This is a genomic window from Serratia sp. J2, from assembly GCF_046269175.1.
Taxonomy (GTDB): Bacteria; Pseudomonadota; Gammaproteobacteria; order Enterobacterales; family Enterobacteriaceae; genus Chania; species Chania fonticola_C.
In genome coordinates this window covers 79569-104794 of the sequence record NZ_JBKABN010000006.1, presented here as the reverse complement: position 1 = coordinate 104794, position 25226 = coordinate 79569, and the positions used below count along the sequence as shown (strand labels likewise).

General features: G+C 51.4%; 21 protein-coding genes and 1 other annotated feature. Of the genes, 9 read left to right on the top strand and 12 right to left on the bottom strand.

What is annotated here, in order from left to right; genetic code table 11:
* The first annotated feature begins 1 nt into the window (after nucleotide 1).
* The 6 genes from ACKWMY_RS08585 (at nucleotide 2) to gndA (ending at nucleotide 8730) form a co-directional block, all read left to right on the top strand.
* Nucleotides 2-1966, top strand: coding sequence for a class I SAM-dependent methyltransferase (locus ACKWMY_RS08585; RefSeq protein ID WP_409486171.1), 1965 nt, complete (start codon nucleotides 2-4; stop codon nucleotides 1964-1966).
* Nucleotide 1967: 1 nt separating this feature from the next.
* Nucleotides 1968-3590 carry a glycosyltransferase gene (locus ACKWMY_RS08580; protein ID WP_409486170.1) on the top strand — a complete coding sequence of 541 codons (1623 nt, stop codon included), beginning with the start codon at nucleotides 1968-1970 and terminating at the stop codon, nucleotides 3588-3590.
* Nucleotides 3591-3597: 7 nt separating this feature from the next.
* Nucleotides 3598-4854, top strand: coding sequence for a glycosyltransferase (locus ACKWMY_RS08575; protein WP_021805014.1), 1257 nt, complete (start codon nucleotides 3598-3600; stop codon nucleotides 4852-4854).
* A 231-nt stretch (nucleotides 4855-5085) separates the two neighbouring features.
* Complete coding sequence (locus ACKWMY_RS08570; protein ID WP_409486169.1) at nucleotides 5086-5934, top strand: glycosyltransferase; 849 nt, start codon at nucleotides 5086-5088, stop codon at nucleotides 5932-5934.
* A gap of 90 nt (nucleotides 5935-6024) precedes the next feature.
* Nucleotides 6025-7134, top strand: a complete 1110-nt coding sequence (locus ACKWMY_RS08565; RefSeq protein WP_409486168.1) for an acyltransferase family protein — start codon at nucleotides 6025-6027, stop codon at nucleotides 7132-7134.
* Nucleotides 7135-7323: 189 nt separating this feature from the next.
* A complete protein-coding gene (gene gndA, locus ACKWMY_RS08560; protein ID WP_211134792.1) occupies nucleotides 7324-8730 on the top strand; it encodes an NADP-dependent phosphogluconate dehydrogenase in 1407 nt (468 codons plus the stop codon).
* A 74-nt stretch (nucleotides 8731-8804) separates the two neighbouring features.
* Here gndA and hisIE read toward each other — a convergent pair whose 3' ends face one another.
* From hisIE to hisL, 9 genes are all read right to left on the bottom strand, one after another.
* Nucleotides 8805-9422, bottom strand: coding sequence for a bifunctional phosphoribosyl-AMP cyclohydrolase/phosphoribosyl-ATP diphosphatase HisIE (hisIE, locus tag ACKWMY_RS08555; RefSeq protein WP_021805010.1), 618 nt, complete (start codon nucleotides 9420-9422; stop codon nucleotides 8805-8807).
* Entirely contained in the window at nucleotides 9416-10192 is a 777-nt protein-coding gene (gene hisF / locus ACKWMY_RS08550) for an imidazole glycerol phosphate synthase subunit HisF (protein WP_021179972.1), read from the bottom strand. The genes hisIE and hisF overlap by 7 nt, the downstream gene beginning before the upstream one ends.
* Nucleotides 10174-10911 carry a 1-(5-phosphoribosyl)-5-[(5-phosphoribosylamino)methylideneamino]imidazole-4-carboxamide isomerase gene (hisA, locus tag ACKWMY_RS08545; RefSeq protein WP_021179971.1) on the bottom strand — a complete coding sequence of 246 codons (738 nt, stop codon included), beginning with the start codon at nucleotides 10909-10911 and terminating at the stop codon, nucleotides 10174-10176. Before hisA ends, hisF begins: the two co-directional genes overlap by 19 nt.
* Before the next feature lie 5 nt (nucleotides 10912-10916).
* Nucleotides 10917-11507: an imidazole glycerol phosphate synthase subunit HisH gene (gene hisH / locus ACKWMY_RS08540; protein WP_021179970.1), complete on the bottom strand. Its 591-nt coding sequence runs from the start codon at nucleotides 11505-11507 to the stop codon at nucleotides 10917-10919.
* Nucleotides 11507-12574: a bifunctional histidinol-phosphatase/imidazoleglycerol-phosphate dehydratase HisB gene (gene hisB / locus ACKWMY_RS08535; protein WP_409486167.1), complete on the bottom strand. Its 1068-nt coding sequence runs from the start codon at nucleotides 12572-12574 to the stop codon at nucleotides 11507-11509. Before hisB ends, hisH begins: the two co-directional genes overlap by 1 nt.
* Nucleotides 12575-12582: 8 nt before the next feature.
* A complete protein-coding gene (gene hisC, locus ACKWMY_RS08530; RefSeq protein ID WP_199063533.1) occupies nucleotides 12583-13647 on the bottom strand; it encodes a histidinol-phosphate transaminase in 1065 nt (354 codons plus the stop codon).
* Nucleotides 13644-14951, bottom strand: a complete 1308-nt coding sequence (gene hisD / locus ACKWMY_RS08525; protein ID WP_024528607.1) for a histidinol dehydrogenase — start codon at nucleotides 14949-14951, stop codon at nucleotides 13644-13646. The genes hisC and hisD overlap by 4 nt, the downstream gene beginning before the upstream one ends.
* A 4-nt stretch (nucleotides 14952-14955) precedes the next feature.
* On the bottom strand, nucleotides 14956-15855 hold the full coding sequence (hisG, locus tag ACKWMY_RS08520; RefSeq protein WP_021179966.1) for an ATP phosphoribosyltransferase: 900 nt from the start codon (nucleotides 15853-15855) through the stop codon (nucleotides 14956-14958).
* Between the two features lie 69 nt (nucleotides 15856-15924).
* Nucleotides 15925-16060, bottom strand: a sequence feature (His leader region).
* Complete coding sequence (hisL, locus tag ACKWMY_RS08515; protein ID WP_100396937.1) at nucleotides 16036-16083, bottom strand: his operon leader peptide; 48 nt, start codon at nucleotides 16081-16083, stop codon at nucleotides 16036-16038. Its footprint overlaps the feature before it by 25 nt.
* A gap of 283 nt (nucleotides 16084-16366) precedes the next feature.
* On the opposite strand from hisL, the gene ACKWMY_RS08510 reads away from it, so the two are divergent.
* From ACKWMY_RS08510 to ACKWMY_RS08500, 3 genes are all read left to right on the top strand, one after another.
* Nucleotides 16367-17191 (top strand): SDR family oxidoreductase, encoded by an 825-nt coding sequence (locus tag ACKWMY_RS08510; RefSeq protein WP_024528609.1) that lies wholly within the window; start codon nucleotides 16367-16369, stop codon nucleotides 17189-17191.
* A gap of 398 nt (nucleotides 17192-17589) precedes the next feature.
* The gene (gene pqqU / locus ACKWMY_RS08505; RefSeq protein ID WP_409486212.1) at nucleotides 17590-19683 is read left to right on the top strand and encodes a TonB-dependent receptor PqqU; all 2094 of its coding nucleotides are present in this window, start codon (nucleotides 17590-17592) and stop codon (nucleotides 19681-19683) included.
* Nucleotides 19684-19801: 118 nt separating this feature from the next.
* Nucleotides 19802-22195, top strand: coding sequence for a glucose/quinate/shikimate family membrane-bound PQQ-dependent dehydrogenase (locus tag ACKWMY_RS08500; protein ID WP_409486166.1), 2394 nt, complete (start codon nucleotides 19802-19804; stop codon nucleotides 22193-22195).
* A 77-nt stretch (nucleotides 22196-22272) separates the two neighbouring features.
* Here the strand turns inward: ACKWMY_RS08500 and rimO are convergent, their stop codons facing one another.
* The 3 genes from rimO to ACKWMY_RS08485 all read right to left on the bottom strand — a co-directional run bounded on the left by rimO (nucleotide 22273) and on the right by ACKWMY_RS08485 (nucleotide 25204).
* A complete protein-coding gene (gene rimO, locus ACKWMY_RS08495) occupies nucleotides 22273-23604 on the bottom strand; it encodes a 30S ribosomal protein S12 methylthiotransferase RimO (RefSeq protein ID WP_211134797.1) in 1332 nt (443 codons plus the stop codon).
* A gap of 188 nt (nucleotides 23605-23792) precedes the next feature.
* Nucleotides 23793-24773: a magnesium and cobalt transport protein CorA gene (locus tag ACKWMY_RS08490; protein ID WP_211134798.1), complete on the bottom strand. Its 981-nt coding sequence runs from the start codon at nucleotides 24771-24773 to the stop codon at nucleotides 23793-23795.
* An 11-nt stretch (nucleotides 24774-24784) separates the two neighbouring features.
* A complete protein-coding gene (locus ACKWMY_RS08485; protein ID WP_409486165.1) occupies nucleotides 24785-25204 on the bottom strand; it encodes a GNAT family N-acetyltransferase in 420 nt (139 codons plus the stop codon).
* Nucleotides 25205-25226: the final 22 nt, after the last annotated feature.

Genomic DNA, 25226 nt, shown 5'->3' with positions numbered 1-25226 from the left:
TATGTTTTTAGATACTAATCTTTATTCTTTTCGCGAAGCTTCAGGTGTCTGGGCTCGTGTTGATTACACTGGTATTCCTTATAGCGATGGCGATGTTCAAGAAAATCAACTATTAAACATTGTCAGCAATACTAAAGATCGCAGCGTATCATCTCCAGAACTTAGAGCACAGTGTTCTGATTGGGTAACTACTTATCATTTTTCCAGCTTACGCTCTAATTTACTGCGGCCACTAAATTCGCTCTTCACCCCGGGCGTCAAAATACTTGAAATAGGTGCCGGCTGTGGTGCGATTACTCGTTTTTTGGGGGAGTCGGGAGCCGAGGTTCTTGCTCTTGAAGGGAGTTTAAGACGTGCTGCGATAGCACGAGCCAGAACGCTGGACCTGGCCAATGTGACCGTTGTCAGTGAGCGTTTCGACGACTTTCAATGCGTAGAAAAATTTGATGTGATTACCTTGATTGGCGTACTTGAATACTCCAATTTGTTCAGCCAAGGCAGTGATAGCGCCATCAGCATGCTTAATAACATCAAAGCGCGTCTGAAACCTGATGGTAAACTGTTGATCGCGATCGAAAACCAACTGGGCCTCAAATATTTTGCAGGTGCACGGGAGGATCACATTGGGCAGGTTATGTATGGCATTGAAGGTCGCTATACGAAGCAGCAGGCTGAAACCTACGGCCATCATGTCTTACTAGAGAAGCTTGCTACGGTAGGGTTATCCTCAGTACAGACGTTATTGCCTTTCCCTGATTATAAACTGCCCGTATCGGTGGTGACGGAGATAGGAGCCAACAGCGATGCGTTTGATGCCTCTGTTTTTGCCACTCAGTCAGTCCGCGCCGATATGCAGTTGCCAGAGAAGCTGCATTTAATTCCTGAGCTGGCATGGCCAGTTGTTTTCAACAACAAACTAGCGGTTGAAATGAGCAACTCATTCCTGTTGGTTGCCAGTAATACTGCTGCGGAGGTTTTTGATAAAAATCTGCTTGCCGTGCATTATGGTGGGGAAAGACACCGTCCATTTAGCAAAAAGACGGTTTTTAAATATAACGCGGAAAATCAGGTTGTTGTTAAAAGAGAGTTGCTGAGTGACGTCTTGGCACCGGATGATAAATTTATCGGCTTTAAACTTGATGGTTATGAAACCTATATCAAAGGTCCCTCATTATCGACAGAGTTTATCAAGATTGTGACGACTCCGGGGTGGTCTATGGAGTACGTAGCTGGCTATTTCCGTTACTATATCGAGTGTCTTGAAACATCACTGCGTGGTGAAGGGCTGAGCTATGATGAGTTTACCCAAGGTACCATGCTACCACCAACTTATCTGGATGCTATTCCTTCCAACTTTGTCATTGATGCAGAAGGGCAGCCTCGGTATTTTGAACGTGAATGGTTGGCAAAAGAAGGATTGACTCTTGGCCACTTGGTTTTCCGTGCCGCCTTGTCCTTGCTAGGTAAGATTTCTTGCTTTGCAATTCCTGATTCTGGCTCTTCTCTTACACGAGGGGAGTTCATCCAGCAGCTTTTTGAGGCATTGTCTTTCTCTACTGATAAATCATTGCTTGACGATTATCTTCAGTTAGAGTCTGCTTTACATGCTTTCTCAACCGGAGAGCAGGAAAGTTCACTCATTACCTGGTACCCGGAACATGTTTTACCCGGCCACTATGAGGTGAATGATGCTGAATGTGTTTCCATGTCTTTTGCCCAGATAAAAGAGAGCTTGCACCAAGCGAAAGAAGTGATTGCCAGCCTGCAGCAATCCAAAGACATTGCTGAAAAACTGGCTCATGACAGGCTAGCTGAGATTGCAGCTTTGCATAGTGCAAAAGATATTGCTGAACGTTTTGCATATGAGCGATTAGATAAAATTCATAAATTGGAAGCTGAGTTACAGATGTATCAGTCTGGAGTTTTAGGGAAATTGTCCAGACTCATTAAAGGTAATAGGAACTGAGATGAGTAAACTGCATTGGTCGATCGATTACTTTGTACAACAAAATGGAACTATCTTCAGCTATGGATGGATTTTTCATGAAGATAAAAGTATTACCAAGCTTTGTTTATCTTTGCCTGAAAGTGATACTGATAATGTTCTGAAAATCGACTATGGGAAGTGCAGGGATGATGTAGGTGCTTATTTTTCAAGCTTTGAACAAGCCAAGCATTCTGGATATATTATTTATGGTTCATTTGGTTCAGAAGCTAAGATTGTAGATCTAAAATTGTTATGTACCTATTCAGATGGTTCGACTGAAAGCGTTGAGGTACCAGACAGTTGTCTAAATGTAACTATAGATGTGGACAGTGGCGGAGCAACATCGAAGAAACTGATTTTTAAACAGTTTACGGTGTTGATTAAACGTGCCTTCATGTTGATAAAATCTGGCAAATTTTCATTATTATATGAAAAATTCAGTCGGTATAAAAATAAAACTCCGAGTAAAAACCTTGGTTCACCTGATGATATTGTTGCATTTCTCAACCCTGCAGAGAGAGAACAAGTCATCTTTTTAATCGATCATGATTTGGGTGGTGGGGTTAACCATTATAGAAATCGATTGATTCAAGAAAAAATGAGTGTTGGTTACTCGGCACTGGTGCTTTCTTTTGATATAACTACATTATCTTATAAGTTAATCGTTCGCGGTGAAAAAGGCGAGTTTAAGTTTAAAATACCCGGTTATAAATTTATCTATGACTTGCTTGCCTTCGTAAAAATAAAAGAGATTGTCTATAATACAGGCGTTTCATTTACAAATCCGGAAGAAATACCAGGTTTTCTTATCGGCTTAAAAATGAAAACTAATGCTCAACTGATGACTCAGGCTCATGATCTCTTCCCGTTATGTCCTTCCCACTTCCTGATTAACGACCAAGGGAAGTATTGTGACATACCGGATCCGTCAGTTTGTGCTTCATGTTTACGTAACAATACCTTTGGATTCACTACTTTATTTGAATCAAATGATATCGAAGAGTGGCGAGACAAGTGGGGGGGATTGATGATCGCCTCTGACAAAATTGTTACTTTTTCTCAAAACACTCTGGATCTCTATCGGCGTGTTTACCCGCAGATCCAAGAAGAGAATGCGGTTGTTATTCCTCATACTGTAGATTACCTCCCAGCTAAGGCGAATATACAGCAGACACAGCAGTTGAAAATAGGTGTCGTCGGAATAATCGGTTATCATAAGGGGGCGCAAATTGTTAAGGAGTTGGCTCAAGAAATAAAAGATAAGCAATACCCTGCGGAAATAGTTATTGTTGGCACTGTTGAATCATCCTGTCCTGCTGATATTGTTACTCAAACTGGGGCATACAAGCATGATGAGTTGCCAAGTTTACTTGAAAAGCATGGTGTTAATATAATTTTATTCCCATCTATTTGGCCTGAAACGTTTTCTTATGTGGTTCAGGAAATGATGGAGCTAGGTTATCCTGTTGCTAGTTTTGATCTGGGCGCTCCAGCTGAACGCCTTAGAACTTATCAAGATGGTTTAGTCTTGTCTTCTATGTCAGCTGGAATCGTGTTGCAAGAGTTGGTAAAATTTCACCGGCAAGTATATTCAATCCAATGAGGCAGATATGTCTGAAGTTCATGTTTTTACCAGTGCGGCATTCAATTACATTCCTAAAGTGAGAATGCTTTTTCAGTCAATTAGGAAATATCATCCAGAATGGACTATTCATCTTGCTTTAGCCGATGAAAAAAGGCCCGAAATTGACTTGAGCAACGAGCCTTTTGATGAAGTTGTTTCCGTTTCTGAATTGGATATACCTGATTGGAAAGGTTGGGCTTATTGCCATACCATCGTTGAACTGGCGACGGCCATCAAGCCTTTCATGTTAGCGCGTTTGTTACAGTTACCAGGCTGTAAGAAAGTTATCTATCTTGATCCAGACACGGTGGTTTTCTCACGCCTGGATGACATCCTTGAAGCTCTTGATTCAGCGAATGTGGTGTTGACTCCACATCAAACCAAGCCAGAGACTTCGTTGTCAGCGGTAATGGATAATGAAATTTGCAGCCTGAAACACGGTGTTTACAACCTTGGATTCTGCGCAGTTGCTGCGACAGATGTGGGCTTGTCATTCGCTAAATGGTGGGGGGAGCGTATCTATCACTTCTGCCGTGCGGACATTCCTAATGGTTTGTTTACTGACCAGCGCTGGATTGATCTGGTACCTGCATTCTTTACTGATGTTGCTATTATGCGTTCTAGCCGTCACAACGTTGCGACATGGAACCTGACCACCCGTGAATTTACTATTGATCCTCAAGGTAACTATTTTGTCGATGGTGAACCACTAGGTTTCTACCACTTTACCGGTTTCGACAGTGGTGCGCATAGGATCATGGCATCCAAAAATGCGGGTGAAAACTCTGATGTGCATAAACTTATTGATTGGTATGATGATCAAACCAAGAACTTGGCTCAGGATCCATTAGCTAAGGTGGTTTGGGCATATGGTCAGCACTCTGACGGCTCGGCTATTTCTAAAGCGCAACGTATCGTTTACCGCGAACGAATTGACCTACAGAATGCTTTCCCAACGCCTTTTGACGTCACTACCTATAATCAATGGTGGATTACGCAAGGTGCAAAAGAGTATCCTGAGCTGTTTGACCCACAAACCAAAGATGAAGCATTACGCCAATTCAGTATTGTTCTGACGCCTGGTTTCCGTGGTGGTAATGCCGAATTCGATAAAGATCGGTTTGTGAGTATGATAAAGCGTTCCCTGACAAATCCACGGGTTGGTATGACTCTAGGTAAAAGAGGTTGGGAAGTGCTTAAAAATGAAGGTATTAAAGGCATCAAGCGCCGCTTTCTGAACTAAAATATCTGATCAATTATCTATGCCCTGTATTAAACCAAACGTTTATAAAATACAGGGCTTTTTTTCTTTTTCTGACAATGAAAGGTTTTTAACTGACTGATTTTAAAGTACTATTGATACTGGCTGATATATGATTTTTCGGATGACACATTTAGTGGATTTTTAGGAGGTAACATGATGGAGTCGTTATGTGTTCGCCGGAATACCCACGTACTTAATTTGGTGTTTTAAGTGAAAATAATTGCATCTCTTGTGTTGTATCGACATGAGTATCAATCTGTAAGCAGAACCTTAACCTCCTTGTTAGAGGAGGAGAGTGTTTCAAAGCTGGTTATTGTAGATAATGGCGCGTATTGCCACTGGTTGCTAGAACTGGATAATCCCAAAATTGAAGTTATTCGCGTTCAGGAGAATGCAGGCTTCGGTGCTGGCCATAATCAGGTATTTTCTCGCTTCGAAGAGCACCCAGGCCATTTTTTAATTTGTAATCCAGATATTGATTTCGAGAAAGGTGAAGTGGATAAGCTATATCAGTTTTGCCTACAAGGTAATATTGACTTGGCTGTTCCCAAAATTGTTTACCCTGATGGGCGTTTACAACATGCGTGTAAAACATTGCCATCACCTTATCAATTATTTATGCGAAGATTTATCTCTCAATTTACCAGTTCGCTGAATCAAGACTACGAACTCCATTCTGCGGATTATAGTAAGCCGTTCTTTGCACCTTCGCTTTCTGGTTGCTTTATGTTAGTGAGTAATAAGGCTGTTCGTGACGTTGGTTATTTTGATACGCGCTTCTTTCTCTACCTTGAAGATGTTGATTTGTCGAGAAGAATTTGCGAAAACCATAGGGTAAGCTATTGCCCTGACTCGGTTGTTGTTCACGAGTCACAGCGACGTTCTTACAGAGATAAGCGTTTTTTGGCTTACCATATTATTTCTGCCGTGAAATACTTCAATAAGTGGGGATGGTTCTTCGATCAGCAAAGAACAGATTTAAATAATCGTTGTTTAAAAAAACTCCCTAGAGCTGAAAATAGCATACCGCAATTCACGCGTATTGAAGATGATAAATAAAGTAACTCGGTATTGGTAGGTGCTTTCTCACTACTGGTATAATCGATCAAAATATCCTTGCTGGCTCCCTTATCAAAGGTAATAATAAAAATGTCTGTGGCCAAAGCCGAAAAGATAAATGTCAAGTATCACTTTGACTCTATAGATATTTTAAGAGGTTTCGCTGCAATATCTGTCGTTGTTTATCATGTGATTGAGCACTTCAATTGGTCATCATTTCCTACCAGCGGACCTCTTCTTTGGTTCCGATTTGGTTGGATGGGCGTTGACATGTTTTTTGTGATTTCGGGTTTTGTTATCGCCATGTCTGCTTTTAAACAACTGGAGAGCAATGGGACTGAAAAATTCATACCGTCCTTTATGAAAAGGCGATTGCGTAGAATTGTCCCATTACATTACTTGACGTTAATAGTGTTTGTTATTTTTATATCACCCACGCTACTTTTTAATGATTTTGCATTAAATATATCTACTCACCTTCTGTTTATTCATAATCTTAATTACAATTTGCATGGGGCAATCAATGGAAGCAACTGGTCTTTAGGTGTGGAGATGCAGTTTTATATTTTCATTGCTTTGTTTGCTGGTTGGCTGAAGCGTGTTCCTTGGTGGGTGTTATTGCTGTCTGCCTTGACCGTATCATATGCGTGGAGATTTGCTGCTTTTTCATTGATAAACTTAGATCAACCTCTTGGTGTGTTTAAATTATTTGTTAGTGCCACCCAACTCCCAGGGATGCTTGATGAGTTTGCCATTGGTATCCTTTTGGCCAGATTGATAACCTCTGATCTTGGGGTGAAAATAGTGTCTAATCGAAGATACTCTACGATCTCTTTGATGGCTATTGCGACGCTGTTAACAACAGCAGCCCTATCAATTTATCTAGAATATGCATCATTCTGGAACTATCCATGGATGGTGGTATTTTTCCGAACGTTGTTGGCATCAGCATTCGGCATGATCATTCTGTCTTTGTGTTCTCTTAAAGTAACACCGATTCTTAAGAGAGTTTTATATCCACTTTACTATTGTGGCACTATCTCTTATGGCATCTACCTTTGGCATCTGCCCATTCTGCTATCAGTCAAAAAACTTGATTGGCTATCCCATGGGCAGTCACTCACGCTAGTTTTAGCCTTAACATTAGTTATGGCTTCGCTTTCATGGCACTTCTTTGAAAAACACTTTATGAAAAAGTAGTGGCTAACCTGGCGTCGAGTAGATGAAGCCTTAAAGTCAATCGACCAAGTATACTCTTTATGCAATTATGTGACCTATCGCACCAATCACTACCCAGCGAACACAATCCTGAGTTAACATGTTGGCCACATCAAAAACCTGTTGGCCAAGAGCCGTGATACAGGTGTCATCCTCAGACAGGAGTTCCTAATGTCCAAACAGCAAATCGGCGTTGTCGGCATGGCGGTGATGGGCCGCAATCTGGCTTTGAACATCGAAAGCCGTGGCTATACCGTTTCTATCTTTAACCGTTCAGGCGACAAGACTGACGAAGTTATTGCAGAGAACCCAGGCAAAAACCTGGTGCCGCACTACACCGTCGAAGAGTTTGTTGCATCGCTGGAAACACCGCGCCGCATTTTGCTGATGGTAAAAGCGGGCGAAGCTACGGACAAGACCATTGCCTCGCTGACTCCGCACCTGGATAAAGGCGATATCCTGATCGACGGTGGTAACACCTACTATCAGGACACTATCCGTCGTAACCGCGAGCTGTCTGCTCAGGGCTTCAACTTTATTGGCACCGGCGTTTCCGGTGGCGAAGAAGGAGCGCTGAAAGGGCCTTCAATCATGCCTGGTGGCCAGAAAGAAGCTTACGAGCTGGTGGCACCCATCCTGAAGAAAATCGCCGCTGTGGCTGAAGGTGAGCCATGCGTGGCCTATATCGGTGCCGACGGTGCTGGCCACTACGTGAAGATGGTGCACAACGGTATCGAATATGGCGACATGCAGCTGATCGCAGAAGCCTACTCCTTAATGAAGCAGGCGCTGAATCTGAACAACGAGCAGTTGGCTGAAACCTTCGCCGAGTGGAACAAGGGCGAGCTGAACAGCTACCTGATCGACATCACCAAAGACATCTTCACCAAGAAAGACGAAGAGGGTAAATACCTGGTTGATGTGATCCTCGATGAAGCGGCCAACAAAGGCACCGGCAAATGGACCAGCCAGAGCTCTCTGGATCTGGGTGAGCCACTGTCATTGATCACCGAGTCTGTGTTCGCACGTTACCTGTCTTCTCTGAAAGACCAGCGTGTAGCGGCTTCTAAAGTCCTGACCGGCCCGAAAGTTGCAGCCTTCAGCGGCGAGAAAGCCGAGTTTGTCGAGAAAGTTCGTCGCGCTCTGTACCTGGGTAAAATCGTTTCCTATGCACAGGGCTTCTCTCAGTTGAAAGCGGCTTCCAAGGAAAATAACTGGGATCTGAACTACGGCGAAATTGCCAAGATCTTCCGTGCCGGTTGCATCATCCGCGCTCAGTTCCTGCAGAAGATCACCGATGCCTACGCTGAGAATGCCGACATCGCCAACCTGCTGCTGGCACCTTACTTCAAGCAAATCGCCGATGAGTATCAGCAGGCGCTGCGTGACGTGGTTTCCTATGCAGTGCAGAACGGCATCCCAACGCCAACCTTCTCTGCGGCGATCGCATACTACGACAGCTACCGCTCTGCGGTGCTGCCTGCCAACCTGATCCAGGCGCAGCGTGACTACTTCGGTGCTCATACTTATAAGCGTACCGATAAAGAAGGCGTATTCCATACCGAATGGATGGAATAATCCCGCTCGTTGAACGATAAAAAAAGCCGCCGAGGTTAACGCCCGGCGGCTTTTTTATTGCCTGCAAAACAGGATTATTTCTTCTCGTGCCGTTCGCGCAGGCGGCCAATCACCTTGCTTAAATCCAGCTCCTGATCCTGCAACAGCACCAGCAGGTGGTAAATCAGGTCGGAAGCTTCGTTGGTCAGTTCTTCGCGATCGTTCACCGTGGCGGCCAGGGCAGTTTCTACGCCTTCCTCGCCAACTTTCTGTGCAATGCGCTTGGTACCGCTGGCATACAGCTTGGCAGTGTACGAGCTATCCGGGCTGGCGGTTTTACGCGAAGCCAGCAATTGCTCAAGCTGGTACAGGAAGCCCCAGTCGCTGCTTGCCGGATGGAAGCAACTGTCGTTACCCAAATGGCAGGTTGGGCCAATCGGGTTGGCCAGGATCAGCAGGGTATCGTTATCGCAGTCTGGCGTAATGCTTACCACGTTAAGGAAGTTGCCTGAGCTTTCGCCTTTGGTCCACAGGCGCTGCTTGGTCCGTGAGAAGAACGTCACCTTGCCGGTTTGCTCGGTCACGTCCAGGGCGGCCTGATCCATATAGCCCAGCATTAATACTTCGCCGGAAACGGCATGTTGTACGATTGCCGGCATCAGGTTGTCGGTTTTTGCCCAATCCAGCTTAGCTTTCTGTTGTTCTGTTAACACACGCGTATCTCCACGCCTTTCTCTGCCAGGAACCGTTTCAGTTCGCCGATATTGATGATTTGCTTATGGAATACCGAAGCCGCCAGCGCGCCGTCAACGTCGGCATCGCGGAAGGCTTCCAGGAAGTGTTCCATGGTACCGGCACCGCCGGAGGCGATCAGCGGCACCTTGCACACTTCACGTACCCGCTTCAACTGTTCCAGATCGTAACCGTTGCGTACGCCGTCCTGGTTCATCATGTTGAGCACAATCTCCCCAGCGCCACGCTTTTGCACTTCCTGTACCCAATCGAGGGTTTGCCACTCGGTGACTCGGGTGCGGCTTTCATCCCCGGTATATTGGTTGACGTGGTATTTGCCGGTTGCGGCTTCATACCAGGTGTCGATCCCGACCACGATGCACTGTACGCCAAAGCGATCGGCCAGACGGCTGATCAGCGTTGGGTCGGCCAGCGCAGGGGAGTTGATGGAGATCTTGTCCGCCCCAAAGGAGAGGATCTGGCTGGCGTCTTCGGCACTCTTGATGCCTCCGGCCACGCAGAACGGAATATCGATCACTTCCGCAACGCGTGATACCCAGCTTTTGTCTACTACCCGTCCATCACTGGAGGCGGTGATATCGTAAAAGACCAGTTCGTCGGCGCCTTCCTGCGCGTAGCGCTGGGCCAGTGGCACGATGTCGCCAATAATTTCGTGGTTACGGAACTGCACGCCCTTGACCACTTGCCCGTCCTTGACGTCCAGACAAGGGATTATCCGTTTTGCCAGCATGCGATAGCCTCCTCAACGCTGAATTTACCATCCAACAGGGCGCGCCCAACGATCACCCCTTCCACACCACTGCCACGCAGCTGGGCGATATCGTCCAGGTTGCCGATGCCGCCAGAAGCCTGGAAGGCGATCTGCGGATAGCGTTGGCACACTTCCTGATAAAGCCCCACATTGGAGCCTTTCAGCGTACCGTCGCGTGAGATATCGGTGCACAGCACATGTTTCAGGCCAAACGGCAGATATTGTTCAACCACCTGTTCCAGCGTGGCTTCCGAGTCTTCCTGCCAGCCGCTGATAGCCACGTTCTTACGGCCTGCGGCGTCGATGCGGACGTCCAGCGCCAGCACCATGGCATCGGCACCGTAGCGCTCAAACCAACCCTGTACCATTTCTGGCTGCTTGACTGCGGTGGAGCCGATGACCACGCGCGTGGCTCCGGCTTCCAGCAGTGCCGCAACGTCTTGTTCGTTACGGATACCGCCGCCAACCTGTACCGGCACGCTTACTCCGGCCAGCAGTTTACGCAACAGCGGGATCTGGCGAGCCGCCGGATCTTTGGCCCCGGTCAAATCAACCAGGTGTAAAACTTGCGCCCCTTGCTGCTGATAGTCTTGCAGACGCAGCAGCGGATCGTTGCCGTAGTCGCGCTGTTGGCCGTAATCGCCCTGATGCAGGCGCACTACGTTACCGTCGATCAAATCCAAAGCGGGAATAATCATGCTGCCTACATCTCCAGAAAGTTCTTCAACAGTTGCGCCCCGGCGTTGCCAGATCGCTCTGGATGAAACTGCACGCCAAAGAAGTTGTCTTTTTGTACGGCGGCGGTGAAGGGCTCGCCGTAGTTCGCCTGAGCGATGGTGCTTGAGCATATCGGCATCGCATAACTGTGAACGAAGTAAAAGTAAGCACCATCCTCGATGCCGCGGAACAGATGATCGCCGGCCTGCGCCGTAACCTGGTTCCAGCCCATATGGGGCAAAGGCAGGCCAAAATCGGTCATCTGTGTTACCGGAGTATCGATAATCCCTAGCGTTTTGATACCCCCATTTTCTTCACTGCTGGCTGCCAGCAACTGCATACCCAGGCAGATCCCCAGCACTGGCTGGGTACAGGCCTTGATCAGATCGATCAGGTCGCGCTGTTCCAACTGGTCCATTGCCGCCTGTGCAGTACCCACACCTGGCAGGAACAGTTTGTCGGCTCGCAGCACGATTTCCGGATCGCGGCTCACCTGTGGCTGATAGCCCAGGCGCTGCACCGCATAGTTGACCGAGGCGAGGTTGGCGCAGCCGGTGTCCAGGATCACCACGTTCATCACAGCACTCCTTTCGAGCTGGGCAGCGTATTGCCCTCAACGCGGATCGCCTGGCGCAGCGTGCGGCCAAACACCTTGAACAGGCTTTCGACACGGTGATGGTCGTTTTTACCTTTGGTGCGCAGGTGCAGGGTGCAGCCCATGGTGTAAGACAGCGAACGGAAGAAGTGCTCGATCATCTCGGTGCTGAGATCGCCTACGCGTTGATAGTTGAACTCGGCTTTATATTCCAGGTGTGGGCGGCCAGAGATATCCAGTGCGCAACGGGCCAGGCATTCATCCATCGGCAACACGAAGCCGAAACGTGCGATGCCGCGTTTGTCGCCCAAGGCTTTACTCAGTGCTTCACCCAGCGCCAATCCGGTGTCTTCCACCGTGTGGTGATCGTCGATGTACAGATCGCCGTTCACCTGAATATCCATTCTGAAGCCGCCGTGGGTAGCGATCTGATCCAGCATGTGGTCGAAGAAGCCGACGCCGGTCTTGATCTTGCTGCCGCCTTCGCGATCCAGCCAGACCTTAACGTCAATCTGCGTCTCTTTGGTCACGCGGTTGACGTGCGCATAGCGATCGCGTTTGGTCAACTGTTGGGTGATGGCCTGCCAGCCCAGCGCCTGACGCTGGTACAGCAGCCCTTGAATACCCATATTGGCTGCCAGTTGGATATCGGTTTGGCGATCGCCAATCACATAGCTGTTGGCCACGTCTATCACGCCCGGCTCCAGATAACCTTTGACCATGGCGACCTTCGGTTTACGACAGTCGCAATGGTCTTCCGGCTTGTGCGGGCAGATCAGGATATCGTCGAATTTGACGCCCTGGGAGCTGAGGATCTGCATCATCAGGTTGTGCGGTGGATCGAAGGTGTCCTGCGGGAAGCTGGCGGTGCCGAGGCCGTCCTGATTGGTGATCATCACCAGGGTGAAACCGGCTTGCTGCAAGGCCAGCAGGGCAGGGATCACCTCTGGCTCCAGCGCCAGTTTATCCAGGCGGTCGACCTGGAAATCTTCCGGGGGTTCAGCAATCAGCGTGCCGTCACGGTCAATAAAGAGATATTTTTGGCTCACGTTGGCTCCTATGCGCCGGGCAGAGTATTGAGTGCGTCAACGACGCGCTGGCATTCGTTACGGGTGCCGATGGTGATCCGTAGGCAACCGGACAGGCCAGGCTGTTTATTTTGGTCTCGCAAGATAATGCCCTGATCCCATAAGGTTTTAAAGACATGACTTGAGGCGGTAAAGCGAACCAGCAGATAATTGCTGTCACTGGTGAAGACCTGCTCCACGCAGGCGCAGTCTTGTAACGCCTGCTGAAGCCAACTGCGGTTGGCGGCAATCTCGGTGACGCGCTGGCGCATAACGCGGATCCCCTCGGTGCTCAGCGCCTGGGCGGCGATGTCGGCCACCGGGGTCGAGAGCGGATACGGGGCAATCACTTTCAGCAGCAGGGCTATCACGTCCTCATTGGCCAGGGTGAAGCCGCAGCGCAGGCCAGCGAGGGCGAAGGCTTTGGACAGCGTGCGCAATACTACCAGGTGCGGGTAATCATTCAGCCAGCTAGCAACCGAGGCCTGCGGGCAGAACTCGATATAAGCTTCATCGATGGCGACGATCGCTTTGCCTTTGGCCAGTTCCAGCAGGTTACGCAGATCGTTGGGATCGAGCAGGTTGCCAGTCGGGTTATTCGGGCTGCAGGCGTAGATCAGTTTGACGTTATCCAGGCTGGCAGCAATTGCAGGTAGATCGAGCTGCCAATCTTCTTTGGCGGCGACCGTGCGGCGCTCTACGTTAAAAGTCTCGGCGCTGACGGCGTACATGCCGTAAGTCGGTGGGCAAAACAGGATGGCGTCTTTACCTGGCTCGCAAAAAGCACGGATCAGCAGTTCGATACCTTCATCTGCGCCACGGCTGACCAACACCTGGTCTTTATTCACCCCGGCGTAGGCGGCGTAGCGCTCAATCACCAGCGCAGGTTGGCATTCCGGGTAGCGGTTAAAGGTCTGGGCGGTCAGTTGAAACTCTGGCGCAACCGGGTATTCGTTGGCGTTCAACCAGACGTCACCCTTGCCACCAAGGCGGCGTGCCGACTGATACGGGGTCAGCTCGCGCACGTTTTTGCGTGCTAATTCTTCGATGCTCATGCTTGCTCCTTCAGTGCGGCGACGCGTAGGGTCACGGCGTTTTTGTGGGCGACCAACTGTTCGGCGGCTGCCAGGATCTCAATGGTTGGGGCCAGGGTCATAAAGCCTTGCGGCGTCAGTTCCTGTACCGTCATGCGCTTTTGGAAATCCGCCAGCCCCAGGCTAGAGCAGGTGGCGGTATAACCATAGGTTGGCAGCACGTGGTTGGTGCCGGAGGCATAATCCCCGGCTGATTCCGGCGACCAGTCCCCAAGGAATACCGAACCGGCGCTGGTAATGCTGTCTACCAGATCGCGCGCGCTGCGGGTCTGAATAATCAGGTGCTCTGGGCCGTACTGGTTGCTGATGGCGACACACTCGGCCAAATCCTTCGCCACAATCAGGCGGCTGCTGGCCAGAGCCTGGCGAGCGGTTTCTGCCCGTGGCAGCTGTGCCAGCTGTTGCTCAACCGCTACGGCGACCGCTTCGGCCATCGCGGCGTCTGGGGTTAACAGAATGACCTGTGAATCCGGGCCATGTTCGGCCTGAGACAGCAGATCGGAAGCGACAAACGCCGGGGTTGCGCCACTGTCTGCAATCACCAGCACCTCGGAAGGGCCAGCAGGCATATCGATGGCCGCACCATCCAGCCGTTGGCTGATCTGACGTTTGGCTTCGGTGACAAAGGCGTTGCCCGGCCCGAAGATTTTCGCTACCCGTGGCACCGAATCCGTGCCAAACGCCATGGCGGCAATCGCCTGTGCGCCACCGACCTGGAATACTTCCTGTACGCCACAGAGTTTGGCGGCATACAGGATCTCATCGGCGATCGGCGGTGGGGAACACAGCACCACGCGGCGGCAACCGGCAATGCGTGCCGGGGTAGCCAACATCAAAACCGTGGAGAACAGCGGTGCGGAACCGCCAGGGATATAAAGACCTACCGAATCGATTGGGCGGGTCACCTGCTGGCAACGCACGCCGGGCAGGGTTTCAACGTCTACCGCTGGCAGTTGTTGTGCATTGTGGAAGGTTTCCACGTTGGCGACGGCTACGGCCATCGCCTGTTTGATCTCGTCACCCAGCCGGGCGCAGGCTTGATCAATCTGCTCTGCCGTTACGCGTAATGCCGCGACTTCGGTTTTATCAAACTTGGCGCTGTACTCACGTAGCGCGCTGTCACCGTTGGCCTTCACGTTATCGAGGATCTCGCGCACCGTGCGGGTGATGCTGTCCGAAGCCGAAATGGCCGGGCGCATCAGCAACTCCGCGCGCTGTTCCGCGCTGCAACTGCCCCAATTGACGACGGTATTGAAGTTTGGCATGGCGTTACTCCATCATCTTCTCAATTGGCAGCACCAGAATGGAGCTGGCACCCAGGGCTTTGAGCTTTTCCATGGTTTCCCAGAACAGAGTCTCACTGCTGACCATGTGCATCGCTACGCGGTTCTGAGAGCCTGCCAGCGGCAGAATGGTCGGGCGTTCTGCTCCCGGCAGCAGCGCGACGATTTCGTCCAGGCGTTCGCTTGGCGCGTGCAGCATGATGTATTTGGATTCGCGCGCCTGGATCACGCCTTGGATGCGGGTCATCAGGCGGTCAATCAACTGTTGTTTGGCTTCAGGCATTTCGCCGTCACGCTGGATCAGGCAGGCTTTCGAGCGGTAAATCACTTCCACTTCACGCAGGCCGTTGGCTTCCAGGGTGGCACCGGTAGACACCAGGTCACAGATAGCGTCTGCCAAGCCTGCGCGCGGAGCCACTTCCACCGAGCCGTTCAGCAGGCAGGATTTAAAACGAACGCCTTGTTTATCGAGGTATTGCTTGAGCAGGTGTGGGTAAGAGGTTGCGATGCGGGAGTCTTGCAGGCTTTGCGGGCCAGAGTATTCGCTATCCAGCGAGGTGGCCAGCGACAGGCGGCAACCCCCAAAATCCAGGCGGCGCAGCGTGAAGTAACGCGGGTCTTCGCCCTGAGCACGGCGGTTGAGCAGTTCCTCTTCCAGCACGTTCTCACCGATGATACCCAGATCCACCACGCCATCCATCACCAGGCCAGGGATATCGTCATCACGTACGCGCAGGATATCGATCGGCATATTCTCGGCGAAGGCAATCAGGCGTTGTTGCTGCAGGTTGATCTTGATGCCGCAGCGGGCCAGCAATTCCTGAGACTCTTCGCTCAGGCGGCCTGATTTCTGCATGGCGATACGTAAACGTGTTTTGTCCAACATGGTAACCTCTGTTTAATCTGTAATTTTATGAATTTGTTATTAAAATTATTTTTCTGTCTGTCCGGAGCCAAAAAAAAAACCTCGGAAGATATCTTCCGAGGGCTCTTTCTTGCGTTTAGTTCGTTCTACGCGCCACTGGAAGATTCGAGAATCGTCTTCCAGCACACATCGCCTGAAAGACTAGTCAGGATGATGGTGATGATGGTGGTTGAACTGAACGCGAGTCATGTCATTTCTCTTTAAAATTGGGTCAGCCAGTGCTGAGGTGCTAATTAAGCTAAACTATCCGTTGTATAACTTGCAACCCTTTTTTGTGGTTATGAATTTAATTTATTGAAAGCGGCTGAGTTATTAGCCGTACGCGGCTTTACCCAACCTTAAGGTTAACCGATTGTAACCACCAGCACGGTGGCGTAGCCTAGGGGAGTATCTCACTATCGCCTGCGGTGTGGCCGGTGGCCTTCCGCAACGGTGAAGTTGGGCTTGTTAGTCGATTCTTAGGGGCATACTGATGAAAAAAGTCGCCATTGTGGGTCTGGGTTGGTTAGGGATGCCGCTGGCTTTATCGTTAATGGGCCACGGGTATGAAGTGGTTGGCAGTAAAACTACGCCGGATGGGGTAGAAGCCGCGCGGATGAGTGGTATCGAATGTTATCGCCTGGAACTGACGCCGGAGCTGATTTGCGAAGCTCACGATCTGGAACAGCTGTTGTACACGGATGCATTGGTGATCACTCTGCCAGCCAGCCGTACCGTCGAAGGGAGCGCAAGCTACTTTGATGCCGTACGGATGCTGGTAGACAGCGCGATAGCGTTTGGCGTGCCGCATATTATCTTTACCAGCTCCACATCGGTTTACGGTGAAACCACCGGTACCGTTCGGGAAGATTCGCCGCTCAAGCCGGTGACATCGGCTGGCCGAGTGCTGGAAGAGTTGGAGCTTTGGCTGCATCAATTGCCCAACACGTCGGTGGACGTTTTGCGCTTGGCAGGGCTGGTGGGTGGAGATCGTCATCCAGGCCGTTTCCTGGCGGGTAAGGTTGACGTCAAGGGCGGTTCGCACGGGGTCAATCTGGTGCATCAGGATGACGTGATTGCGGCCATTCAACTGCTGTTGAAGCTACCGAAGGGCGGGCACACCTATAATCTTTGTGCGCCAGGCCATCCGCTCAAACGTGATTTCTACCCGGCGCTGGCCGAGCAACTGCATCTGCAACCTCCGCAGTTTGCGCAAGAAGATGAACAAGAAGGGCGGCTGGTGGACGGTAGCCGTATCTGTAACGAGCTGGGGTTTGAATATCAATACCCAGACCCAAATCGCATGCCGATCGGTTAACCAAATCAAACTGTCCCGCAGCTTGCGGGGCAGTACTCCCCAAAAAATCTTGCTTATTTTTTTACCCTCTCAGTTTGATTATTAAACATGACTAAATTATAAGGAAATTAATTTTACGCATTGATATTGATAGCAATAATCTAAATCCTTCACATTCCCCCATTTAAGACTCATCATTTATATTTATCATTTGTGTAAAATTCGAGTTAACGGAAGTTTGAGTTTCTCTCCGCTATTTTCAAACTGTTGCGATAAGTATTAACATACGCTCGGTTTTTTCTAAAAGGTACCTATCCTCTCAAGCGTCTAATGGCAGTTTTTACATGAATTTTCTTAATAAAAAAAATACAGCGATCTCACCTGTCGCCATTTCTGCGCTGTTACCTTGCGCTCTGTGTATGGCGGTAAACGTACAAGCCAGCGATCGGGCAGTGGACCAATCTTCCATGGTGGTCACGGCCAAGCGCAGCGGTCTTTCAGAATTGAGTACTCCGGCAGCGGTTAGCGTGCTTAATGGCGATGAACTTCGTCAGGCCAGGCCGCAGATTAATATCTCTGAAGGGCTGGGCAGCGTGCCGGGGCTGCAAATACAAAATCGCCAGAATTATGCGCAAGATTTGCAACTGTCAATCCGTGGGTTTGGCTCGCGCTCAATGTACGGCGTACGCGGCGTACGTATTTATGTGGATGGTATACCTGCCACCATGCCGGATGGCCAAGGGCAAACGTCGAATATCGATCTCAATTCAGTGGATAAGGTGGAGGTTTTGCGCGGGCCGTTTTCCGCACTGTATGGCAACGCTTCCGGTGGCGTCATCAATGTAGAAACCGAAACCGGCCAACAGCCGAACAAGATTGAAGCGGGCATGTATAGCGGCAGTGACGGTACCTGGCGCTACGGCATGAAAGCCAGCGGTGCAACCGGCGATGGTACGCACGCCGGTGACGTGAACTACGCCGTCTCCACGACCCGTTTTACCACCGAAGGGTTCCGCGACCACAGTGGGGCACGCAAGAACCTGGGTAACGCGCGTTTGGGTGTGCGCATTGATGATGTCAGCACGCTGACGCTGTTATTTAACTCGGTGGATATTAATGCCGACGATCCCGGTGGTTTAACCGAAGCTGAATGGCACGACAATCCGCGCCAGGCCCCAAGAGCAGATCAATACAACACGCGTAAAACCATCTCACAAACCCAGGCCGGGTTGCGCTATGAACGCCAGATGAGCGCCAATGACGATCTGAGCATCATGACTTACGCCGGTGAGCGGGAAACTACGCAGTATCAGTCAATTCCAGTGGCCGTACAGCAGCGTAGTGAACAACATCCCGGCGGAGTGATCTCTCTGGCTCGTCATTACCAGGGAATCGATACTCGCTGGACTCATCGTGGTGAAGTGGCCACTTTACCCTTCAGCGTGACCGGTGGGCTCGACTACGAAACCATGACCGAGCAGCGCAAAGGCTATGAGAATTTCACGGTAGTTAACGGCGTTAACGAATTGGGGACCAAGGGTAATCTACGGCGGGATGAACGCAACCTGATGTGGAATGTGGATCCCTATCTGCAAACTTCCTGGAACCTGACACAACGTTTGACGCTGGATGCCGGAGTGCGCTTCAGCACCGTCAATTTCGACTCCAACGATCGCTATATTACCGGCAGTAATGGCGACGACAGTGGCGATGCCCGCTATCACCAGTGGCTGCCAGTAGGCTCGCTCAACTATGCGTTGACCAAGGCCTGGAACGTGTACGCTTCCGCCGGGCGTGGTTTTGAAACCCCGACCATCAATGAACTCTCTTATCGCCCCGGTGGCGTGGCGGGGCTCAATCTAGATTTAAAACCTGCTACCAGCGATACCGTTGAATTAGGAAGCAAGACCCGTATCGGCAACGGCCTGTTCAGCGCGGCGCTGTTCCAAACCGATACCAAAAACGAAATTGTCGTCGATGAGAGCAGCAACGGGCGCACCAGCTATAAGAACGCGGGGCAAACCCGTCGCCGTGGGGTGGAGTTAGCGCTGGATCAACAGTTCAACTACGACTGGCGTCTGCAAATGGCCTGGACGCTGCTGGATGCCACTTACCGCGATGATGTCTGCGGCGACAGCATCTGTTCTGCCGCAAAACAGGTGCCGAAAGGCAACCGCCTGCCGGGGATTGCCCGCAATATGGGGTACGCCTCGCTGGCCTGGTCGCCGCCTCAGGGTTGGTTCGCCGGTGCTGAACTGCGCTATATGAGCGATATCCAGACCAACGATCAGAATTCACAGCAGGCACCGTCCTACACCGTGGCGGCGCTGAATAGCGGATATCGCTACCCGGTTGGGAACTGGCAATTTACCGTTTTTGGCCGGGTGGACAATCTGTTTGATCGCCAGTACGTCGGCTCGGTGATTGTCAACGAAGGCAATGGCCGCTATTTCGAACCCGCTCCAGGCAGAAACTGGGGTGGGGGCATGAGTGTTGCTTATTCATTTGAGTAGTAAGCAGGAGTACAGCGGGGAACCTAACCCCCGTTGAGTTGTTATCTTGGGATGGTTATTTATGACACCAGTGAGTGCGCCAAAATTTGCGCGTTGCTAGCGGTGGGAGAAAGTGAATATGGCAAAGACAGGCAATAAACGAAGTATAGGGAATTACTTGATGTGGCTGCTGGGGGGGCTGATGGGCGTCATCGGCCTCGCGCTGGCAATCGGCGGCGTTTACCTGGCTTCATTGGGAGGGAGCCTCTATTTTGGGTTGATGGGCGTGGTGATGCTGATCGCTGCGGTACTGGTGATCAAGCTCAAACCTGCAGGCATATGGGTGTATGCGCTGGCCTTTGTGTTCACCCTGATTTGGGCGTTGTGGGATGTTGGCCTGGATTTCTGGCCGTTGTTCTCACGCTTGTTTATGTTCGGCGTGCTGGCCTTCCTGGCCGCGTTGGCCTATCCATGGTTGAAGAAACGTGCCGGTCATCCGGTTCGCGGCTTCGTCAGCTATTCTTTGGCTGGGTTGCTGGCGGTTGCGCTGGTGGCCGGATTTGGTTACACCTTTGTGCCTACGCCACTGGTGGCGGCTAAGGAAGATATTCCGGTTAAACCTGTGGCAGCCGGTAGTGAGCAGAAAAACTGGGAACATTGGGGGAATACCACCCACGGTGACCGTTTTGCCGCGCTGGATCAGATCAACAAGTCTAACGTCAGCAAGCTGAAGGTGGCGTGGATTGCCCATACCGGCGATATTCCACAAAGCAACGGCTCTGGCGCTGAAGACCAGAATACTCCGCTGCAGATCGGCAATACCCTGTATGTCTGTACCGCTTACGGCAAAGTGCTGTCGTTGGAAGCGGATACTGGCAAAGAGTTGTGGTCCTACGATCCTAAAGCCTCTGCACCTAACTGGCAGCGTTGCCGTGGCCTGGGTTATTACGACAATGCGGCTCAACCAGCCTCATCGCCAGTGGTTGCCGCTAGCGCTTCGGCACCGGCCATGTGCGAACGCCGTCTGTTCCTGCCAACCATCGATGCGCGTTTGATTGCCATTGATGCCGATACCGGCAAACCTTGCGCCGACTTCGGCGATAACGGCACTGTCGATTTGAACGCGGGCATGGGCGAAGTTAAACCGGGTTATTACCAGCAAACCTCAACCCCATTGGTGGCGGGTAACCTGGTGGTGGTCGGTGGCCGCGTAGCGGATAACTTCTCTACCGGCGAACCTCCTGGTGTGGTGCGTGCTTATGATGTGCATACTGGTGAACTTGCCTGGGCATGGGATCCGGGTAATCCGGCCATTACCAAGCTGCCACCAGCGGGTGAAACCTATACGCGCGGTACGCCGAACGTATGGTCCGCAATGTCCTACGACGCCAAACTGAATCTGATCTATCTGCCGACCGGTAACGCCACGCCTGACTTCTTTGGCGGCGAGCGTACCGAGCTGGATGATAAATACAGTTCTTCCATCGTGGCTGTTGATGCCACCAGTGGCAAAGTGCGTTGGCATTTCCAAACCACGCACCATGACCTGTGGGATTTTGACCTGCCTTCCCAACCGTTACTGTACGATCTGCCAGACGGCAAGGGCGGCACGACACCCGTGCTGGTGCAAACCAGTAAGCAGGGCATGATCTTTATGCTCAACCGTGAGAACGGTCAGCCAGTGGCGAAAGTGGAAGAACGTGAAGTACCGCAGGGCAATGTGCCTGGCGAACGTTACTCCAAAACCCAGCCGTTCTCGGTGGGAATGCCGAATATTGGCAACGAGACGCTGACCGAGTCCGACATGTGGGGCGCAACGCCGCTCGATCAACTGCTGTGCCGCATCGAGTTCAAAGGGATGCGTCACCAGGGCGTCTATACACCGCCGGGTATCGACCGTGCTTTACAATATCCTGGCTCGTTGGGCGGGATGAACTGGGGCAGCGTCTCGGTGGATCCGAACAATGCCATCATGTTTGTTAACGATATGCGTTTGGGGCTGGCCAACTCGATGGTGCCACGCAGCAAGGTGCCGACCGGCGCCAGCGGCATCGAAATGGGTCTGGTTCCGATGGACGGTACGCCGTTCGGTGCGATCCGTGAACGCTTCCTCTCCCCACTGGGCATTCCATGCCAGAAGCCACCGTTTGGCACCATGTCAGCGGTAGACCTGAAGTCGGGCAAACTGGTGTGGCAGGTTCCGGTAGGTACGGTGCAGGATACGGGGCCGCTGGGCATTAAAATGCGTATGCCGATGGAAGTGGGCATGCCAACGCTGGGTGCTAGCTTGTCTACTCAATCCGGTCTGCTGTTCTTTGCTGGTACTCAGGATTTCTACCTGCGTGCCTTCGATACGGCAACCGGGAAAGAGATCTGGAAAGAGCGTCTGCCAGTGGGCAGCCAGTCCGGCCCAATGACCTTTGTATCGCCGAAGAACGGCAAGCAATACATTATCATCAGCGCTGGTGGTGCTCGTCAGGCCGCTGAGCGGGGTGACTATGTCATTGCTTATGCTCTGCCAGACGAAAAGTAACTAGCTGGTAGTTCACCAATAAATAAAGGGGTTAGCACTGCTGCTAACCCCTTTATTGTTTTTCGCGGTGGTCGAAGTCAGACCTTGGAACCCCAGAGATCGTACTCGTCGGCGTTCTCAATCTTCACTTTGACGATGTCACCGACTTTGACATTGGCTTCACCGTTGAGGTAAACCGCGCCGTCGATTTCCGGTGCGTCCGCCATGCTGCGGCCAATGGCACCTTCCTCATCCACTTCGTCGATCAGCACCAGCACTTCGCGGCCAATCTTGTCTTGCAAGCGTTGGGCGGAGATTTGCTGCTGCAACTGCATAAAGCGATGGAAGCGTTCTTCCTTCACTTCTTCTGGTACCGGGTCGGCCAGTTCATTAGCGGCAGCACCCTCTACCGGGCTGAACTTGAAGCAGCCAACGCGATCCAGCTTGGCTTCGGCCAGGAAGTCGAGCAGCATCTGGAAGTCTTCTTCGGTTTCCCCAGGGAAGCCAACGATAAAGGTGGAGCGCAGCGTCAGTTCCGGGCAGATTTCGCGCCAGCGCTTGATGCGCTCCAGCGTGCGTTCAACCGCGCCAGGGCGTTTCATCAGCTTGAGGATTTTCGGGCTGGCGTGCTGCAGTGGAATATCCAGATAAGGCAGGATCTTGCCTGCTGCCATCAGCGGGATCACGTCATCCACGTGCGGGTAAGGGTAAACGTAGTGCAGGCGCACCCAGGCACCCAGGCTGGAAAGCTGTTCACACAGGCTGACCATGCTGGTTTTTACCGGCTGGCCGTTCCAGAAACCGGTGCGGTGTTTGACATCGACGCCGTAGGCCGAGGTGTCTTGTGAGATCACCAGCAGCTCTTTCACCCCAGATTCCACCAGGCGTTTGGCTTCATCCAGCACGGAGCCGATCGGGCGGCTGTCCAGATCGCCACGCATCGATGGGATGATGCAGAAGGTGCAGCGATGGTTGCAGCCTTCGGAAATCTTCAGGTAGGCGTAGTGCTTTGGCGTCAGCTTCACGCCCTGCGCCGGGGTCAGACTGGTAAAGGGGTTATGTTCCGGTTTCGGCACATATTGGTGAACGTGGGACAAAACCTGTTCGTAGCTGTGCGGCCCGGTAATTTCCAGGACTTTCGGATGCACCTCACGGATTTGGTTTTCCTTGGCACCGAGGCAGCCGGTCACAATCACCTTGCCATTCTCGTTCAAGGCTTCACCGATTGCTTCCAGCGACTCTTGAACGGCGCTGTCGATAAAGCCGCAGGTGTTCACGATCACCAGCTCGGCATCATCATAGCGGGGCACTACCTGGTAACCTTCGTTACGCAGTTCAGTCAGGATCCGTTCAGAATCAACCAGGTTTTTCGGGCAACCTAGTGAGACAAAGCCGACACGGGGGGCTTTTGGGGTCATAGTTTGTGACATAGCTCAATCCAAAATAGAAACGGGCGGATTTTACACTTGGGCAACGGGAAATTACACCGTTATATGTTGGCGGCGTAAACAAAAATGGCCCAGATTGATGACAAAGCCAGACGGGCGCATGCAGCGCCCTACGTAACATAGCCAGCAGCAGTCTCGGCCCTGGCAGTATAGGCCGTTTTGCTGGCGATCTATAACCAGCCGGAACGCTTGAGTTTTTGGTACAGGAAGAAGCAACCGGCGACGGTAACGCCCAGAGTGGTGTGGTAAGCCCAGGGGAACTTCAATTCGGGCATATCGGCGAAGTTCATGCCGTACAGGCTGAAGATCACCGTTGGAATGGCCAGGATCGCCCCCCAGCCAGCCAATCGCTTAACCACTTCGTTTTGTTTGACGGTCACCAATGCCAGATTGACGTGCATGGCGTTGGTCAGCATTTCACGCATATCGTCTAGCGTGCTGGCGACCTGCCGAGTATGGTCCTGTACGTCGCGAACGTAGGCCCGCAGCTCTTTGGGGATCACATCCTCGTGCAGATGAATAAGTTGGTTGCAGATCTCATCCATCGGCAGGGCAGCATTACGCAGGCCGAGCAGGTGTCGGCGCAGGCTGTAGACGTTTTCGATGGCGGTTTCGTCAAACTCCGATCTGAACATGTTGGACTCGATGTCTTCGATCATCGTTTCAAACTTGCCGACGATATGGCGATAGTTGTCGACGATAAAATCCAATACCGAATACAGCGCAAAACCAGGCCCGTAGCACAGCTGCTTAGGGTTTTCCTCTGCCTTGGCGCGGATAGGGGCATAGCTGGAAGAGGCACCGTGGCGCACGCTGATCAGGAAGTTTTTACCAACGAAAAAGTGGGTCTCACCGTATTCGACTTCTTCTTTCATCCACTGTGCGGTTTTCACCACGATGAACAGCGAGTCACCGTAGGTTTCTATTTTTGGCCGCTGGTGGGCGCAAAGGGCATCTTCGATCGCCAGATCGTGCAGACCAAACTCCTCCTGGATCTTGCGCATGAACGCGTCTTCCGGTTGCCACAAGCCCAGCCAGATAAAGGTATCCGGCTCCTTGACCACTTCGCTGATATCCTCAATCGTCACGTCGGTCAGCCGTTTACCGGCCTTGTACGCCACGCAGTTGATGACCATTGCCTGGGTATCCATCGCGTTACCTGTCAGTCTGTGAGGGTTTTGGTGAAGAAATAGCGTTCATGCTCTACCGGATAATTGTGTAGTGTCATCTGAAGCTGATAGCCCTGTTTTTCGTAGAATGGCCGAGCCTGGAAACTGAAAGTATCCACCCGAGCATAGCGGCACCCTGCGGCAATCGCCTGCTGTTCGGCCGTCTGGATTATCTTCCTGCCGACCCCTTCGCCCCGCAATGTATCGGAAACCCATAGCAGCTCAATGCTCAGCCAGCGGCCTACGGTGCTGCCGGTTAACCCGGCGAGTTTATTCCCCTGATCATCCAGGACAAAAACCCCAATGTTTTTGTTCAGGATATCGCCGACAAATTGGTAGTTAAAAGTCTTCAAATGATTGCGAATCTCTTCGGTATCTTCTGGCTGTAGAGCATCTGTTACGGTGATTTTCATGGTGCCTCCTGGATGGTTCAAC

What these genes read in the sequence shown, in the direction of transcription:
- ACKWMY_RS08585 (WP_409486171.1), top strand. Translation starts at nt 2, where the DNA reads ATGTTTTTAGATACTAATCTTTATTCTTTTCGCGAAGCTTCAGGTGTC.
- ACKWMY_RS08580 (WP_409486170.1), top strand. Translation starts at nt 1,968, where the DNA reads ATGAGTAAACTGCATTGGTCGATCGATTACTTTGTACAACAAAATGGA.
- ACKWMY_RS08575 (WP_021805014.1), top strand. Translation starts at nt 3,598, where the DNA reads ATGTCTGAAGTTCATGTTTTTACCAGTGCGGCATTCAATTACATTCCT.
- ACKWMY_RS08565 (WP_409486168.1), top strand. Translation starts at nt 6,025, where the DNA reads ATGTCTGTGGCCAAAGCCGAAAAGATAAATGTCAAGTATCACTTTGAC.
- gndA (WP_211134792.1), top strand. Translation starts at nt 7,324, where the DNA reads ATGTCCAAACAGCAAATCGGCGTTGTCGGCATGGCGGTGATGGGCCGC.
- hisF (WP_021179972.1), bottom strand. Translation starts at nt 10,192, where the DNA reads ATGCTGGCAAAACGGATAATCCCTTGTCTGGACGTCAAGGACGGGCAA.
- hisA (WP_021179971.1), bottom strand. Translation starts at nt 10,911, where the DNA reads ATGATTATTCCCGCTTTGGATTTGATCGACGGTAACGTAGTGCGCCTG.
- hisH (WP_021179970.1), bottom strand. Translation starts at nt 11,507, where the DNA reads ATGAACGTGGTGATCCTGGACACCGGCTGCGCCAACCTCGCCTCGGTC.
- hisC (WP_199063533.1), bottom strand. Translation starts at nt 13,647, where the DNA reads ATGAGCATCGAAGAATTAGCACGCAAAAACGTGCGCGAGCTGACCCCG.
- hisD (WP_024528607.1), bottom strand. Translation starts at nt 14,951, where the DNA reads ATGCCAAACTTCAATACCGTCGTCAATTGGGGCAGTTGCAGCGCGGAA.
- hisG (WP_021179966.1), bottom strand. Translation starts at nt 15,855, where the DNA reads ATGTTGGACAAAACACGTTTACGTATCGCCATGCAGAAATCAGGCCGC.
- ACKWMY_RS08510 (WP_024528609.1), top strand. Translation starts at nt 16,367, where the DNA reads ATGAAAAAAGTCGCCATTGTGGGTCTGGGTTGGTTAGGGATGCCGCTG.
- pqqU (WP_409486212.1), top strand. Translation starts at nt 17,590, where the DNA reads ATGGCGGTAAACGTACAAGCCAGCGATCGGGCAGTGGACCAATCTTCC.
- ACKWMY_RS08500 (WP_409486166.1), top strand. Translation starts at nt 19,802, where the DNA reads ATGGCAAAGACAGGCAATAAACGAAGTATAGGGAATTACTTGATGTGG.
- rimO (WP_211134797.1), bottom strand. Translation starts at nt 23,604, where the DNA reads ATGTCACAAACTATGACCCCAAAAGCCCCCCGTGTCGGCTTTGTCTCA.
- ACKWMY_RS08490 (WP_211134798.1), bottom strand. Translation starts at nt 24,773, where the DNA reads ATGGATACCCAGGCAATGGTCATCAACTGCGTGGCGTACAAGGCCGGT.
- ACKWMY_RS08485 (WP_409486165.1), bottom strand. Translation starts at nt 25,204, where the DNA reads ATGAAAATCACCGTAACAGATGCTCTACAGCCAGAAGATACCGAAGAG.